The sequence below is a fragment of the Clostridium sp. UBA5988 genome (assembly GCF_002435615.1).
Lineage (GTDB): Bacteria > Bacillota > Clostridia > Clostridiales > Clostridiaceae > Clostridium_J > Clostridium_J sulfidigenes.
On the sequence record NZ_DJBA01000075.1, the window covers coordinates 1 to 15,762 of the forward strand.

At 29.0% G+C, this 15,762-nt stretch carries 15 protein-coding genes; 13 read left to right on the forward strand and 2 right to left on the reverse strand.

Annotated elements, in window-relative coordinates; all coding sequences use genetic code 11:
- The first annotated feature begins 260 nt into the window (after positions 1-260).
- From B3J31_RS15465 to B3J31_RS15505, 9 genes are all read left to right on the forward strand, one after another.
- On the forward strand, positions 261-536 hold the full coding sequence (locus tag B3J31_RS15465) for a YgjV family protein (protein WP_084178204.1): 276 nt from the start codon (positions 261-263) through the stop codon (positions 534-536).
- 190 nt (positions 537-726) lie between these two features.
- Entirely contained in the window at positions 727-1,146 is a 420-nt protein-coding gene (locus tag B3J31_RS15470; RefSeq protein ID WP_150844508.1) for a hypothetical protein, read from the forward strand.
- 187 nt (positions 1,147-1,333) lie between these two features.
- On the forward strand, positions 1,334-3,019 hold the full coding sequence (locus tag B3J31_RS15475; RefSeq protein ID WP_346867388.1) for a bifunctional metallophosphatase/5'-nucleotidase: 1,686 nt from the start codon (positions 1,334-1,336) through the stop codon (positions 3,017-3,019).
- A gap of 688 nt (positions 3,020-3,707) precedes the next feature.
- On the forward strand, positions 3,708-4,250 hold the full coding sequence (locus B3J31_RS15480) for a GNAT family N-acetyltransferase (protein ID WP_346867387.1): 543 nt from the start codon (positions 3,708-3,710) through the stop codon (positions 4,248-4,250).
- A gap of 253 nt (positions 4,251-4,503) precedes the next feature.
- The gene (locus B3J31_RS15485) at positions 4,504-4,719 is read left to right on the forward strand and encodes a hypothetical protein (protein ID WP_346867386.1); all 216 of its coding nucleotides are present in this window, start codon (positions 4,504-4,506) and stop codon (positions 4,717-4,719) included.
- Positions 4,720-4,770: 51 nt separating this feature from the next.
- Positions 4,771-5,805, forward strand: coding sequence for an alpha/beta hydrolase (locus B3J31_RS15490; RefSeq protein ID WP_346867385.1), 1,035 nt, complete (start codon positions 4,771-4,773; stop codon positions 5,803-5,805).
- Between the two features lie 79 nt (positions 5,806-5,884).
- Positions 5,885-6,802 (forward strand): GNAT family N-acetyltransferase, encoded by a 918-nt coding sequence (locus B3J31_RS15495; RefSeq protein WP_346867384.1) that lies wholly within the window; start codon positions 5,885-5,887, stop codon positions 6,800-6,802.
- Between the two features lie 46 nt (positions 6,803-6,848).
- The gene (locus B3J31_RS15500) at positions 6,849-8,594 is read left to right on the forward strand and encodes an ABC transporter ATP-binding protein (protein ID WP_346867383.1); all 1,746 of its coding nucleotides are present in this window, start codon (positions 6,849-6,851) and stop codon (positions 8,592-8,594) included.
- The gene (locus B3J31_RS15505) at positions 8,591-10,357 is read left to right on the forward strand and encodes an ABC transporter ATP-binding protein (RefSeq protein WP_346867382.1); all 1,767 of its coding nucleotides are present in this window, start codon (positions 8,591-8,593) and stop codon (positions 10,355-10,357) included. Before B3J31_RS15500 ends, B3J31_RS15505 begins: the two co-directional genes overlap by 4 nt.
- A gap of 130 nt (positions 10,358-10,487) precedes the next feature.
- On the opposite strand, the gene B3J31_RS15510 is transcribed toward B3J31_RS15505, so the two are convergent.
- Entirely contained in the window at positions 10,488-11,021 is a 534-nt protein-coding gene (locus tag B3J31_RS15510; protein WP_346867381.1) for a GNAT family N-acetyltransferase, read from the reverse strand.
- Between the two features lie 30 nt (positions 11,022-11,051).
- Complete coding sequence (locus B3J31_RS15515) at positions 11,052-11,663, reverse strand: histidine phosphatase family protein (RefSeq protein WP_346867380.1); 612 nt, start codon at positions 11,661-11,663, stop codon at positions 11,052-11,054.
- A 371-nt stretch (positions 11,664-12,034) separates the two neighbouring features.
- Between B3J31_RS15515 and B3J31_RS15520 the strand changes: the two genes are divergently transcribed.
- The 4 genes from B3J31_RS15520 (at position 12,035) to B3J31_RS15535 (ending at position 15,628) form a co-directional block, all read left to right on the forward strand.
- Positions 12,035-12,901 (forward strand): CAP domain-containing protein, encoded by an 867-nt coding sequence (locus tag B3J31_RS15520; protein ID WP_346867379.1) that lies wholly within the window; start codon positions 12,035-12,037, stop codon positions 12,899-12,901.
- Between the two features lie 582 nt (positions 12,902-13,483).
- Positions 13,484-13,969 (forward strand): NUDIX domain-containing protein, encoded by a 486-nt coding sequence (locus tag B3J31_RS15525; RefSeq protein ID WP_167402800.1) that lies wholly within the window; start codon positions 13,484-13,486, stop codon positions 13,967-13,969.
- Positions 13,970-14,103: 134 nt separating this feature from the next.
- Positions 14,104-15,093 carry a S66 peptidase family protein gene (locus B3J31_RS15530; protein WP_346867389.1) on the forward strand — a complete coding sequence of 330 codons (990 nt, stop codon included), beginning with the start codon at positions 14,104-14,106 and terminating at the stop codon, positions 15,091-15,093.
- A gap of 4 nt (positions 15,094-15,097) precedes the next feature.
- Positions 15,098-15,628 (forward strand): 2'-5' RNA ligase family protein, encoded by a 531-nt coding sequence (locus B3J31_RS15535; protein WP_346867378.1) that lies wholly within the window; start codon positions 15,098-15,100, stop codon positions 15,626-15,628.
- The last annotated feature ends 134 nt before the right edge of the window (positions 15,629-15,762 follow it).

Sequence of the window (15,762 nt, forward strand, 5' to 3'; positions counted from 1 at the left end):
CAAAGCCTTATTTCAGCACGAATTTTAAGGGACGTCCACCAATATTCTCATAGCATGGATATTCTATCACTGTAATTTTCAACAGAGCCTAAATCTAAGGATTAAACGACATTGTTGTATAAGAGATAAAAATCTAAAAACTAAAATAAAAAATGATTATTATATAAATAAAAAAATATATAATAGAGAAACTATAAATAAACATATTTTTTTAAACATTAGTTTTATTAGTATTTAGAGTGAATATTTGTTATTTATTAATGAATATAATAAACTTTAGGAGGAGTTCTATGTTTAATGATACATTGATTGAGTGGATAGGTTATTTAGCATCTATACTAATTACTATTTCTATGTTTATGAAGGAAATATTTAAGCTAAGATTTATTAATTTAATGGGATGTATATTATTTGTAATATACGGGCTGATTATTGGAGCATATCCCGTAGCTATAGCTAATGCAATAATAGTTTTTATAAATCTATATTACTTATATAAGTTATTTAGAGAAATGAATACTAAAAATAATATTTAAATTTTAATATAATAATAAAAGTTAAGCTATAGTGAAATAGAAAAATTACACTATAGCTTTAAATATAGAATTAAAAAGTTAATTTTCTATGTAAATTCATACTAAGTTTACATAGAATTAATTTACAGATAATTTAAAGTATAGTATATTTATCAGAGAGTTTATAATTATTATTTAAGGAGGATATTGGATGTTAAAGGATGAAGAAAATATAAAAAGTGATAATGAAAGTATAGAAGAGGAAAATGTAACAGAAGAAACTATAGCTGAAACACAAGAAAACATGGAAGCAACTTTAGAAAATGAAGAAGTATTAGAGCATATAGATGAAGCTGAAAAGGCAGAAGAGTGTTCTAATGAAAATGTTAAAAAGAAAGGTGGATTTTTAGCCAAACTAGGTGCTAATATAATTGATCAGAGCATAAGTTTATTAATAAGTTTTGCATTACTCTATTTATTTAATTTAATATTAATGCCTTTTGGATATAGATTTGGAGACAAAGTATTAGGATTTTTAGTAATATATGTAATTGTAAATATTTTATATGGTATTATAATAGAAGCTACTAAGCTAAAAACAACTATAGGAAAATCTATTTTAAAATTATAGTAGTTAAAACGTGTCTGTGTTTAGATGCGTTTTTTTATTTATGGAGAAAAATATATATACCATGCTAAAGTATATATTATACAGAAGCAAATGATATAATTATAATAAGAAAAAATTGAATTAAGAAGTTATTGTTGAGAAAGTTATTATTAATAATTAATGTTTTAAGCTGGAGGATTAAATATAAATGAATAGAATCACTACAACAAAGAATAAGAAAATTACAATCTTAGCAACTACAGATATACATGGAAACATTTTAGGATATAACTATGATAAGGGTGAAAGCTTCAATAATAGTGGAATGAATCGTATTTATTCTTATATAAAGCAAGTTAAGAGTGAAAATCTTAATACTTTGGTAGTGGATAATGGAGATATAATTCAAGGAAATACGTTAACAGATGAAATGTATAGTAATAAAAAGGATGAAAAACATCCTGTGATTTCTGCTATGAATTTTATGGGATATGATGCTATGGTATTGGGAAATCATGAATTTAATTTTGGACTTGATTTAATAAAATCTCTTGAAAAGCAAAGTGACTTTCCATTTCTTTCAGCAAATGTAGACTATAGAGAAAGTGGTGAAGACTTTGTAAAGACACATACAATTATAAATTGTGGTGGAGTGAGAGTTGGAATTATAGGGTTAACTACTCCTAATGTACCAAGATGGGTAGGAAATCTAGTGAAGGATCTAAATTTTCATGATCTTGGTGAAACTGCCTATAGGTATGTAAGTGAAATTAGGGATAAAGTAGATATTATAATGGTTATGGCTCATGCAAGCATGGTTTCAGAACATGATAAGAAGAATGAAAGAGATGCAGCTGAAAAAATATTGAGATTATGTCCGGAGATAGATGTACTAGTAGTTGGGCATTTTCATATAACAGTAAAAGAAAAAAGAGGAAAAACGCTCATTGGAGGGGCTACAGATAGTGGACAGGAAGTAATTCGTTTTGATTTAACCTTGGACAATAATAATCATGTTATAGATGGACAAGTTAAAGTTGTATCCATGAAGCCGTATTATCCTAGCGAAGAGTTAAGTGGATTACCAGTTATTAAGAAAGCACATGAAACAACTATGGATTTTGTCACAGAAATAATAGGAGAAGCCACAGAAGATTTTCAACCAAAGGATGAGATAAGCTTTATACCTGAAGGACGGCTTAGAGATACTCCACTTATAGAGTTGATAAATAAGGTTCAACTTATAAATTCTGGTGCAGATGTTACATCAACTTCTTTAATTAGGGATGATAGTAATATAAAAAAAGGTGTTATTACTTATGGACATATTTTCAATGTATACAAGTTTACTACTTTTCTTTATGTAGTAGAAGTTACAGGGAAAGAGTTAAAGAATTATATGGAATGGGCTGCTTCAGCTTACAATCAGTGGAAGTCAGGAGATATTTCTATAAGCTTTACCATGGATATTCCAGGATATCAACATGAATTTTTTGCTGGAGTAAATTATAAAGTAGATATTTCTAAACCAGTAGGTCATCGAATTGTAGATTTAATTTTCAAAGGTGATTTAGTGAAAGAAAATCAAAAATTAAAATTAGCAACCAGTGATTATTGTTATTTTGCAAATTTAAAAGGTAGGAAATTAGCAAAGAATAATTATATTTGGAAATCTTCTAATACAATTAGAGATATGATAGTAGAATATATTAAAAATCAAGGTATTATATCTCCACAAGTGGATAATAACTGGGAGATAACTGGAGTTAATTTGGAATCACCATATAAAGAAAAAATAATTAAATTAGTTAATGAAGGCAGTATTGAATTACCCTATAATAAAGCTTTAAATATAGATGAACTTAAAAAATTGGGTTTAATAGATATGAAGTAGAAATATATGTATTGACTATATATATTTATTATGGTAAATTATACTTGTAATTTTAAATTTAGGAAGGGGACAATGAGATGTTGATTAGAATCAATTGTTAGTTAAATTTTCGAGAAAAGAAAATATTTAAATTAAAAGAGGTTTTGTTTACGTTATAGGTCTATAGTATATCTATAGGATTTTTTGTGATACTTCTTTTTAAAACAATTGAAATGAAATCAATCTTATTGAGCTATTTCTAAATTTTACTTAATTATTATAATTAGCTTTGCTTAAGATGTGAATCTTAAGAAGGGTATTTTATAGGATTATTTTTAGTGAATGCCACAATTATTTATGTTTTAAATAATTTGTGATTTACAAGGTGTCCTAAGTTTATAATAATATTTGTTAATATATATTTTATAAATGTAAAGAAGTACTTAAAGTATGAGTAAATATGGTAACATATTTAATACTTTGCTGTGTCTTTGAATTTATAGGATGTATAATAATATGAAACTTTATCTGTATATACTGGGTAAAGTAGATAATATATACTAAATCAGAGATTAGTATACTAATTAAGTAAAATAAAAATGTTAGATTTGGCTGTAAGAGAGAGATTCTTTCTTACAGCTTTTTTATTTTACAATAAGATGATTTCTAAAAAAGTAAAAAGATAAAGTAGAAAAAGGGGGATTTAATAGTGACTTATTATGAGGATAAGAATATTAGGATAAGAGATATAGAAAAAGGAGATATCATTAATTTGTTTTCTTGTAGAATTGACAAGGAAATTAATAGGTATGATCCAAGACCTATACCAAGTAATAGTAGAGAATTAATTCAAGAATGTAAAATCTATTGTGATAACTTTGAAAGAAATGTGATCAATGATAGATTAGAAGATCGAATGTATAAATATTTTATAATCACCGATAATGATGAAAATTTTATAGGTTTTGTCAACTTCTTTAGTATAGATACAGTTGCAAAGCAGGGGGAAATGGGAGTTACTATAGGTGATAAAAGATATTGGAGGAAAAGCATAGCTTATGACTCTATCAAGATAGCCATGAACTATATATTTAATACCATGGATATAAATAGAATATATGTGGAGATTGAAGAAAATAATAAGCCATCATTATCACTATTTAACAAGCTAGGATTTAAAAAATGTGATGAGTATATGGAAGATGGAGAATTTAAATTTATAGTAATGGATATTCAATCTCATAACTATTAAGTTTTAAATAGTTTCATATACATAAATTTACCTATGCAACTATTTAAATATAGAACTATACAACTAGTTAAATAGTTCTTCTGTTCATGAGGGTTTGTGGGATTTGGTTATTTAGATGATTTGGTAATTCTATACACAAACATAAAGAAGTGACGTATTAGAAATGTAAATTTAGCTAGTAGTAAATAGTTAAATTCAGTAAGTTTAGATAAAGAATAAATTAAAATATACTTAAATTGAAGGGGGGAAGCGATTGAGGTATCTATTAGATAACCTTATTGCTAAATTAATTATGAATAATAAAAAAATGTTAAGTCCAATGATATTAAAACTTGAAGAGGATATGAATTCTGGAAATGATAATGCTATAGATATATTTTGGGAAAAGATCGAAAGAGAAGGGGCGCCTCTTATTGAAGACATAGAGGGAGATGAAGAAAATTCAATTGTAACTGTAATTTGGAGATAGGATAGAGAAATTGATAATATATTTGTTTTCAGTGAAATCTTTGGAGGATGGATGTTCGGAGAAGGGGATAAAAAAACTAATTTATATAGATTAGGCAATAGTGATTTATGGTATAGAAGTGCTATTTTATCTAAAAAAGCTCGTTGTTTATATACATTGATAGCAAATGTTAATGAAGAGTATGAATGGAGGGATGAAGATGTAATCATAGATCCTCTTAATCCTAAAACTTATACACCTGTAAGAGATGAAGAAAATCCAGAAGATATAGCGCTTCTTGTACCTACCGAAAATATAATTGAGATGCCTGAGGCTAAAGAAAAAATATGGACAAAGGAAAGAACTGATAATAAAACAGGAAAAATTCATATGTCTAGATTTAAACTTAAGTCAGATAAAAAGGAAAGAAGAGTTTGGATATACACCCCTTATGGATATGAAGAAGATGGAAGTGATAACAATCTAATGGTGTTTACTGATGGATGGGAATATATAAACTTAGTAGAAGCTCCCAAAATACTAGATAATCTCATAGGTGATAGGCATATAAGTCCTACCTGTGCTGTATTTATTGAAAGCTCAGATAATAGAGCAAAAGAGTTGATTTGTAATAATGAATATTTTGAATTTATTACAGAAGATATATTACCATGGGTTAGGGAAAATTATAAGGTGACAAAAAATCCTAAAAATACAATTATTACAGGATTAAGTTTAGGTGGACAATTTGCAGCTTATGCAGCACTTAATGGATCTGATATATTCGGAAATGTTCTATCACAATCAGGAGCCTTTGCATGGTTTATTGATGATAAGGGAGAAATACAACTTGATTCTGAAGGAAATAGTAAACTAATAGAGGAATACAAGGATTCAGAGGTATTACCAATAGACTTCTATTTAAATATGGGAAGCCTAGAGGGATTTTCAAAAGGTCATGTGGAGGCAAACAACAGAATGATAGCTACATTAAAAAGTAAGGGATACAATGTAACTTCTGAAACTTTTATAGGTGCTCATCTTTATTATGATTGGCAAGATAATCTAGCAAATGGAGTAAAAGCTTTGTTAGTAGATAAACAATAAAGAGGTTAATTAAATAAAATTATTAGATAATTTTCATTATTAAAATGATTTGAACAGATACTTAAGGGGGATATAGTATATGAAATTTCAAAAGTGGTCAAAGGAAATATTAAGTTATGAATTAAGGGATGGATATAGACTAGAAAGGGCTGATAATAAAGGGTTCACTGATTACTATACAGTTTACTCACAGATGAACATTGCTAATGGCTTCTTTATGAAAAGTTATGACGTAATGAGAACTGTAGTGGATGATGAAGATGAATGCTTTTGGATTATTAAAGATGATAAAAAAATAGGTGGAGTGTTTATAGAACCTAATAATATATCAGAATTATTCATTATACCTCCCTATTCAAATGTAGATTTATTATTAGAAAGACTTAAAGAAATTCTAGTTTTTTGGTCAGATACTACAAAGGATATACTTGCGGATATAGTACAACCATCTTTAGTTGAAAATTATGAGAAAATAGGATTTAAGAAAATTGAAAGCGGTAGGTGGATGATAAGACCGATAGAAGAATTCAATATTATGTGGGGAGAAGGTTTTTATGCGAATTTACCTAAAAGAGAAAATCAAGGAGAAATAGGAAAGTTACTTTATGAGGCTTTTGAAAACAATGTGAATCTTCATAGTAGTTATACTCTAGAGGAATATACAGGTTGGGTAAAAGAATACTTTGATGATTATTTAGACAGTGACATGCTAAATAGAGCTTCTACCCTTGTATATGATGGAAATACTAATGAGCTAGTTGGAGTTTGTTATGTATCACTTTGGCAGGAATGGCCTTTAATATCTCAGATAGCTGTTAAGCCAAGCTATGAAGGCAGGGGGATTGGAACTAAGATGCTAAAAAAGGCACTTACTATTCTAAAGAAAGAGTATCCTGTAGTTAGGCTGTATGTTGATATAGGAAATGAAGCCGAGGAGGTTTATGAGAACTTAGGGTTTCTAAAGGGGCTTGAATTGACACAGATGAAGTTAGTTTAATTAAAAGAAATGGTTTCAACATAATCAATTGAAAGGGGTGATGACAATGAAGTTGCCAATAAAAGATTACTTTGGATTATTATATAAGTACTTAAAAAAGCAAAAAAATATGGTAATATTACTATTTTTTATATTAGTTACTAACTTAGTAATACAATTAGCAAATCCACAAATATTGAGATATTATATTGATGCTGTAACAGAGAATTTGGGCAGCGAAAATTTAGTAATAGCAGCTCTATTATTTATAGCTTTTGGAATTATAAGGCAAGTATTTAAAATTATATCAACTTATATTAGTGAAAAGGTTGGATGGACAGCAACTAATGCATTAAGAGGAGATTTAATAGAGCACTGTATAAACTTAGATATGGATTTCCATAAAACACATCAATCAGGAGAGATGCTTGAAAGGGTTGATGGAGATGTAAATGCTCTATTTAGTTTCTTCTCCACTTTTGTGTTGCAATTTATATCAAATTTAGGACTTTTAATAGGAATAATTTTATTGCTATATAAAGAAGATTGGAGGATTGGATTAACATTAACCATGATTGCTATTTTGGATATGGTTGTAATGAAATATATAGAAAAACATTCATCAAAGCATTGGGAAAAATCAAGGGAATTTAGTGCACAGTTATATGGTTTTTTGGGAGAACAAATTACTAGTGTGGAAGATATAAATACTTGTGGCAGTAAAAATTATACTATGAATAGTTTATATAAATTATTTAGAAAAATGCTGCCCGTTGAAATAAAAGCCACTTTAGGACACTATTATATGTGGATAGCTAACATAATTGTCTTTGCCTTAGGTAATGCTGCAGCATTAATACTTTCAGCCTATTTTTATGGGAATTCATTAATAACCTTTGGTACTGTATATTTAATATTTCACTATGTTGAGCTTATGGCTAATCCATTAGAAGAAATAAGATCACAGATGCAAAAACTTCAAAGAGCTGAAGCGAGTATTAAGCGTGTAAAAGAGCTTTTGCAAATTAAAAGTACAATAAAGTACGGCGATAACGGTTTAAATAGTAAAGATTCTATTGATGTAGCTATAGATGGAGTTTCATTTAGTTATGAAGATGGAGAAGCTGTACTTAAAGATATAAATATTAATATAGAAAAAAATACTATTTTAGGAGTACTAGGTCATACAGGGAGTGGTAAAACTACCTTAGCTAGGTTAATTGTAAGGATATACGATGTATGTGGTGGAACTATTAGATTTAATGGAGAGGATTTAAAGAGCTTCACTAAAGAAAGTTTAATGGAAAATATTAGTTATGTCACTCAAGAAGTACAAATTTTTCATGCAACAGTTAGAGAAAATCTCACACTATTTAATCCTAGTATTAAAGATGAAACTATACTTAATATCATTGAAGATATTGGATTAATGCCATGGCTTGATAATTTACCCCAAGGGCTAAATACTATTCTAGATAATGGTGGTAGTGGCTTATCTTCAGGAGAAGCTCAACTTCTCGCTTTTGTAAGAGTGTTTCTTAAAAATCCCAAATTAGTTATTTTAGATGAAGCTACTTCAAAACTTGATCCAATCACTGAAGGACTTATAGATAATGCACTAAATAAACTACTCCAAAATAGGACTTGTATAATTATAGCTCATAGACTTGGAACAGTTGGGAGAGCAGATAGCATTTTGATTCTTGAAGAAGGAACAATTGTAGAGTACGGCAATAGAAATCAACTTTATAAAGATAATAATTCAAAATTTTATAATTTACTACAAAAGGGTATGGAGGAGGTGCTGGCATGATAAAAAGTAAAAAAGAGAAAATTCCAGTGCTTGAGTATATTGGTAAGATGATAATGTATAGACCGTGGTATTATTTACTCAACTGCTTTTTATGGATAACAATTCATATGTTTCCACTGATACCTGGTTTAATTACTAAGAGATTTTTTGAAGTCTTAGAGAAAAGTGGAGGGTTGAATAGTGAAATTCTAAGCCTTATGGCATTAATTTTAGTAGTAGCATTAACTAGATCAATTATTATAGCTATGGGTGGAAGAGTAGATGCTAACCATAGATTTTCTATGAGTGGATTACTTAGAAGAAATCTACTAGAGTGTATTATAAATAATCCATTAATTGAAAATAAGACTTCTTTAGGTGAGTCTATGAACTGTTTTAGAGATGATATAGAAGAGATTGAGACTGTTATAAGCTTCACCTTAGATATAATTGGGGATGGATTATTTGCTTTAGGAGCACTAATTATTTTATTAACCATAAATGTAAAGGTAACTTTATTTATTTTTGCTCCTTTAGTTATAGTAATATTATTATCACAAAAGGCTATGAAGTATATTTCAAAATACAGGACTACTGCTAGGGAAGCAACTGGTGATGTATCAGGGGCTATAGGGGAAATATTTACTGGAATACAAGCCATAAAAATATCTGGAAGTGAGAAGTATATAATTAACAATCTAAATAATCTTAATGAAAAAAGAATGAAATATATGGTGCGGGATAAGATTTTTGTAAATATCATGGATGCTATATATGAAAATGCTGTAACTATTGGTACTGGATTTATATTGCTATTAACAGGTAAATATATGCTGGAAGGGAGTTTTTCAGTAGGAGACTTTTCACTGTTTCTATATTATCTTCCATTTGTAGCTGACTTTGCAGGCTTCCTTGGAGAAATTTTTGCTAGGTATCAGCAAGGGGGAATTGCCTTTAAGAGAATGTTTAAACTCTTAGATGAAAATATGGAAAAAGAGTTATTAGCTCATAATTCATTATATCTAAAAGGTGAATTAATTGAAGAGAAATGTAACCAAGAAGATATAGAATTTAAGAGTTTAGAGGTTAAGGAGCTAACCTATAAGTATAATGAAACTAGTGGTATAGAAAATATTAACTTAAGAGTAAATAAGGGTGATTTCGTAGTAGTTACAGGAAGAATTGGAGCAGGGAAGACAACTCTTATAAAATCTATTTTAGGAATGTTACCTGTAGATAGTGGGAAAATCTATCTAAATAATGAAGAAGTTAAAAATAATAGTGAAAAGCTAACACCGCCAATAGTAGCTTATACATCTCAGAATTCTAACCTATTTAGTGATACTATTAAAAATAATATTCTTTTAGGACTAAAGGATGAAGGAGGAAAATTGCAGCAAGCTATATATTCAGCAGTTCTAGATAGGGATATTAAGAATTTTAAGGAGGGAATAGATACCTTAATAGGTTCTAACGGAGTAAAACTTTCCGGAGGTCAAAGGCAAAGAGTAGCTGTGGCAAGAATGTTTGCAAGAAAGGCTGATTTATATGTCTTCGATGATATATCTAGTGCCTTAGACATAGAAACAGAAATAAAGCTTTGGGATAGGATGTTTGAAAGGAAAAATATAACGGCCTTAGTAGTTTCTAATAGACATGTAGCCTTAAAGAATGCAGATAAAATTTTAGTTATGAAGGATGGAAAAATTGAAGGACAGGGAAAACTCGAAGAACTTCTTAAAAACTGTGAAGAAATGAGGCAGATATGGGGCCTTGAAGCTTAGAAGATAGCCTATATAGAAGAAGTTTCTGAACATCCAAAATTAGACTTTATTTACCTATTGAATAGAAGGAAGGATATTAATTAATCTCCTTCCTTTTAAGCATTTTATACTGAGTTAAATATAATATATTTTATAAGATATATTCCATATGATAATCAAAGGGCTCAAGACTATATAGCTTTTTATTTACTTCTTTAGTTAGTATACATCCCATACACCTATAAAAGGTTTGAGAATTTTCACAAGATGAGGCAGAGATATAAACTTTACTAGCCTTTAATTCTCTAGCTTTATCAATACACATGTTAAATAGTGTTTTCCCAATACCTTTATGGCGGTGGCTGTTTGTAATGTGAAGATTGGACAATTGGATATATTGTTTTTTACTCCCAAAGAAATCATTTTCTAGGGAAGCAAATCCTACTAATTTACTTTCATCAAAGGCTGCAAAAACTGAACCACCTTTTTCAAATGTAGATTTTAATTCATTACATATGGATAATAGCTCATTATTATCCCAATTCTCTTCATAATAGATATCTTTTAGATACTCACTTCCATCATCTCTTAGTCTCCAAGCTCTGTATATTTTCTCATGTCTATCAAAATCATTTAATAGTTCAGGAACTAAGTCAGTTATTTTTAATTCTTTATATATCATCATTTATTTCCTTTCATAACTTATATTAATAGATTATTTACTATCTAAGGTATCTAAATGAGATAATTTATTTGTATAAATTATTCTATGACAACAGCTAGTTATCTGCCAGTGGTGTATTCCAGTATCACCTGTAGATATAAAAAGTTGTGAATTTATAGGAAGCTCAAGAAAACTTCTAAAAAGCATATTTATAATGCCGCCATGAGCAACAATGGCTATAGTAGAATCAGAGGAGTTCTCGCTAACTATCTTTGATAATATGGATTCAGCCCTAGCTCTGAATTCTATCATACTTTCCATTCCATACATAGATGTGTGAGGCCATCTTATATCAGGTTCAGGATAACGCTGATTTGCATCTTCTCTAGATAACCCTGCTAATAGTCCATTATTAAATTCCATAAGTCCATTTTCATATATAATGGGAATGTTAGTAGCATTGGATAATATTTTAGCAGTTTCACTAGCACGTTTTAACGGACTGGAATAAATTTTATCAATACTATAATTAATTGATAAAAAATTTGACATAGCTAAACCTTGTTTATTTCCAAGTTCTGTTAATGAGAAATCTGCTCTTCCTTCATGAACATTCAATATGTCTGCTTCTGATTGACCATGTCTAATTACAATGATATCCAAATTTATAGTTCCCCCTCATAATTAATTTAAGGTTATAAAATAATTATATAATATAAATAAAATGAATTATATGAATTTTTAGTTAAATATAATTGCAATTAAGTGGCTATTCATAGGTGAAGAATAATAAATTTTTAAATAAATTAAAATTTATATATAGATAATATTCATTTATTAACCTGGAAAAGGGTAACAATTATAGCATTTGTATTATAGTTAGTAGAAAAAATTATGGAAGAGACGAACGTTATTATAAGTAAATAATATGAAATTATTAATTATTATAGAATCATAGGAAGTGTTCTACTAATAAAAAATTCTAGATTTTATGTTATAAATAAATAATAAGTGAATTAAAAGGAGTGATACTAATGAAGAGGAAACTTATTACATTAATTATATGTGGAGCATTAGCAGGCACTGCACTGGTAGGATTAACTTTACAAAATAATTCTAAGTACATTAATAATTCAACAATTGAAAGTGTAGATGAAAAAGAAGACACAATAGAGGACAAGAGAAATAAAATTACTTTATCTGATGAAGTAGATGAAGAAGATAAAAACAGTAATGAAGAAATAAGTCTTAGTAAAGATACTAGGTTATCTCGGGGTGGTGGACAAGCTGATAATTCACAAAATGATAAAAATGTAGTTAATAATGAAGAAGGAAGTAATTTAGAGGAAAAAGAAAATTCTAATACTACAGTTAATAATCAAGAAGAAATAACTGAAGGTAATTCTTATAGTAATAATGAAAAGCCATCGGTACCATCTCAGGAAAAAGTAAATACACCATCAAAATCAACTACACCGACTACAACAGTTACAGGTGATTTTTCATCGCAAATAGAACAGCTTATATTTACAAAAGTAAATGAAGAGAGAGCTAGAGCGGGTATGAGCACCTTAAGTTACAGTAGTCTTATGGAGAAATATGCAAGAATAAAGTCAAAGGATATGGGAGATAAAAATTACTTTGACCATAAAGATTTAGAGGGTGAGCTTATAACAGCACAAATGGCTAGAGACGGTATTTCTTATAGATCTTGGGGAGAGAATATAGCTTATATAGGTGGAGTATCTGATATAAATGAACTTGCAAATCAATTTATGACAAATTGGATGAATTCACAAGGACATAGAGAAAACATACTATCCCCTAACTTTACAAGTATAGGTGTTGGTGTATATAAAGCTGGGAATAGATACTATGCTACACAGGAGTTCTATAAATAATAGTACAAGCATTAAAAGTTTCACTGTAAATATATAATTAAGGATTAAATTAAAAAAGCACTAAGATATCTTTAGTGCTTTTATTATACATAAAACATTTATTAAAAGTTATTATTCATTTGTTAATACTGTAAGTTTATTGTAATATATAATAAAGGTTAATCCGATGACTACCAGCTCTAATACTCCCTCTTTTTTTAAAGTGGGAGTTAAGAGCTGGTACGTCCCTGGATAACGATTTCTAACCTTCGGAGAAGCTAAGAACTCTGTTGATCCGATGACTACCAGCTCTAATACCCCATCTTTTTCAAAGTGGGAGTTAAGAGCTGGTACGTCCCTGGATAACGATTTCTAACCTTCAGAGAAGCTAAGAATTCTGTTGATCCGATGACTACCAGCTCTAATACCCCATCTTTTTCAAAGTGGGAGCAAGAGCTGTTAGGTCCCTGGATAACGATTTTCCCTAAAGGACAACGACTTCTAAGTATCAAATAAATTGATACTAAGAAGTCTGTTAGTAACCTTCAGAGAAGCTAAGAACTCTGTTTATAGAGTAATCTAATATTGATAAGGAGTGGAATAATGAAAGTTAATTTTTATAAATTTAATGAAATAGATGATTATAAATTGAAATTTGCAGTAATAATGGCAAGATATATGAATCAGTGGATATTTGTAAAGCATAAAGAGAGAGATACTTGGGAGATTCCAGGAGGACATAGAGAAGAGAATGAAAGTATAAAGGATACTGCAAATAGAGAATTGAGGGAAGAAACAGGAGCTATAAAATTTAAACTTAATCCTATAAATATATACTCTGTTGTAAGGGGGAGTAATGACACTGATGAATATGATGAATATGATGAATCCTATGGGGCACTTTTCTTTGCGGATATTGAAGAGTTAGGTGAACTTCCTAACTTGGAAATTGGGGAAATTTGCTTATTCGATAATCAACCTAAAAATCTTACTTATCCATCAATACAGCCTCATTTGTTTAATAAAGTTTGCAGAATATATACTTTAGATCATGGAGCAAGTATAAATAAACCTATAAGCATTAGGTAGGAGGGAGTTAAAAAATGGGAAAAAACTTTGAAGATATGTTAAAATCAGATTATAAAAACAATGAAGGAAATGATTTGAATTCCATGGGACTTAAAAAACCCATTATGTTAATGTAAGGAGATAAAGTTGCAACTATAAGTCTATCTTGGGGCGGAGCAGGAGATGAAGATATTCTTTGGAGATATGAAGTTGGGAAAAAAAGACTCCAAGAAGATTTTGGGCTTCAAGTTATGGAAATGAAGACAACTCTTAAGGGTACAGAATATGTATACAATAATCCAGAAGAACGGGCAAAGGATTTGATGGAAGCATTTAAAGATCCTTCGATTAAAGGTATTTTTTCTTGTATCGGGGGCGATGAAAGCATAAGAATTTTACCTTATATTGATTACGAAGTAATAAGAAATAATCCCAAAATCTTTATTGGTTATTCTGATAGTACAGTTACACATTTTATATGTATGAAAGCTGGAATTTGTAGCTTTTATGGACCTGCGGTACTTTCTGAATTTGCAGAAAATATAAAAATGTTTGACTATACTAAGTTTTATATAAATAGAGTTTTATTTACTAATGATGTTATTGGTAATATTAGACCATCAGAAATTTGGACAAGTGAACATCTACCTTGGGAAGTAGAGAATAAATTTATTTCAAGAAAAGTAAATAAAAATATGGAATATGAATTATTACAAGGAAGTGGAAAGGTTCAAGGACATTTAATAGGTGGTTGTATTGATGTATTAGAAATGTTAAAAGGAACTGAAGTATGGCCAAGTAGTGACAAGTGGAAAGATGGAATATTGTTTTTGGAAACATCAGAAGATAAACCAGAACCTACTTATGTGGAATATTGGCTACGAAACTATGGAGCTCAAGGAATTTTACAAAATATAAATGGAATAGTTTTTGGAAAACCTTATGATAATGTTTATTATAATGAGTATAAGGAAGCTTTTATTAAGGTCATAAGAGATGAATTGAAACTAAAAGATTTACCAATACTATTTAATGTGAATTTTGGACACACAGCACCTATGATTACAATTCCTTATGGAGCAAAAGCTGAAATAGATTGTGAAGAGAAGGGTTTTTCAATAATAGAAAGTGGAGTTAGGAAGTGATAAAATGAGATACGTTATTGTTTCCGTTATAAAGGGAGAAGCCGGAGATTTTAATAATAATCTTAGAAAAGAAGTTTATGATAAATTTAAGGCTAAGTCTTCGAAATTACCGGCACATTTTACTATAAAAGCCCCCTTTGAATATGATGGAGATATTAAAGAACTAGAGAAATCTATAGAAAATTATTGCACATCTCATAAAAGAGAGCCTTTAGAGATTAAAGGTTATAATCACTTTGATGATAGAGTGATATATATGGATATGATAATGAGTGAAGAGGGAAAGGCTCTTAACGATGAATTAATTAGTAAAATGAGTAGGATTCCTTATATTGAATTTACTAATAAAGATGGTAAGGATAAAATATTTCATATTACCATAAGTTCAAAAAGAATAAAAAGCATATATTATGATCTTTGGAATTATGTAAATAAGTATCCATGCAATTTTCACGGCTATTTTGATAATGTAAGTATTTATAGGTGGGAGACTAATACTTGGGTATTACATAGAGAGTATCTTTTCCAAAAGTAAAATAATATAATAACTACTTAGTGATAATTTAATATCAATAGTTATTATAGAAAATTAATATAGATATAGTTATATATATAATTATAATTACAATAAATTTTTAGTTTAAGCTAGAATAAACTTTATATATTGAT

What these genes read in the sequence shown, in the direction of transcription:
- B3J31_RS15475 (WP_346867388.1), top strand. Translation starts at nt 1,334, where the DNA reads ATGAATAGAATCACTACAACAAAGAATAAGAAAATTACAATCTTAGCA.
- B3J31_RS15525 (WP_167402800.1), top strand. Translation starts at nt 13,484, where the DNA reads ATGAAAGTTAATTTTTATAAATTTAATGAAATAGATGATTATAAATTG.
- B3J31_RS15470 (WP_150844508.1), top strand. Translation starts at nt 727, where the DNA reads ATGTTAAAGGATGAAGAAAATATAAAAAGTGATAATGAAAGTATAGAA.
- B3J31_RS15495 (WP_346867384.1), top strand. Translation starts at nt 5,885, where the DNA reads ATGAAATTTCAAAAGTGGTCAAAGGAAATATTAAGTTATGAATTAAGG.
- B3J31_RS15500 (WP_346867383.1), top strand. Translation starts at nt 6,849, where the DNA reads ATGAAGTTGCCAATAAAAGATTACTTTGGATTATTATATAAGTACTTA.
- B3J31_RS15535 (WP_346867378.1), top strand. Translation starts at nt 15,098, where the DNA reads ATGAGATACGTTATTGTTTCCGTTATAAAGGGAGAAGCCGGAGATTTT.
- B3J31_RS15505 (WP_346867382.1), top strand. Translation starts at nt 8,591, where the DNA reads ATGATAAAAAGTAAAAAAGAGAAAATTCCAGTGCTTGAGTATATTGGT.
- B3J31_RS15490 (WP_346867385.1), top strand. Translation starts at nt 4,771, where the DNA reads ATGTTCGGAGAAGGGGATAAAAAAACTAATTTATATAGATTAGGCAAT.
- B3J31_RS15510 (WP_346867381.1), bottom strand. Translation starts at nt 11,021, where the DNA reads ATGATGATATATAAAGAATTAAAAATAACTGACTTAGTTCCTGAACTA.
- B3J31_RS15465 (WP_084178204.1), top strand. Translation starts at nt 261, where the DNA reads ATGAATATAATAAACTTTAGGAGGAGTTCTATGTTTAATGATACATTG.
- B3J31_RS15520 (WP_346867379.1), top strand. Translation starts at nt 12,035, where the DNA reads ATGAAGAGGAAACTTATTACATTAATTATATGTGGAGCATTAGCAGGC.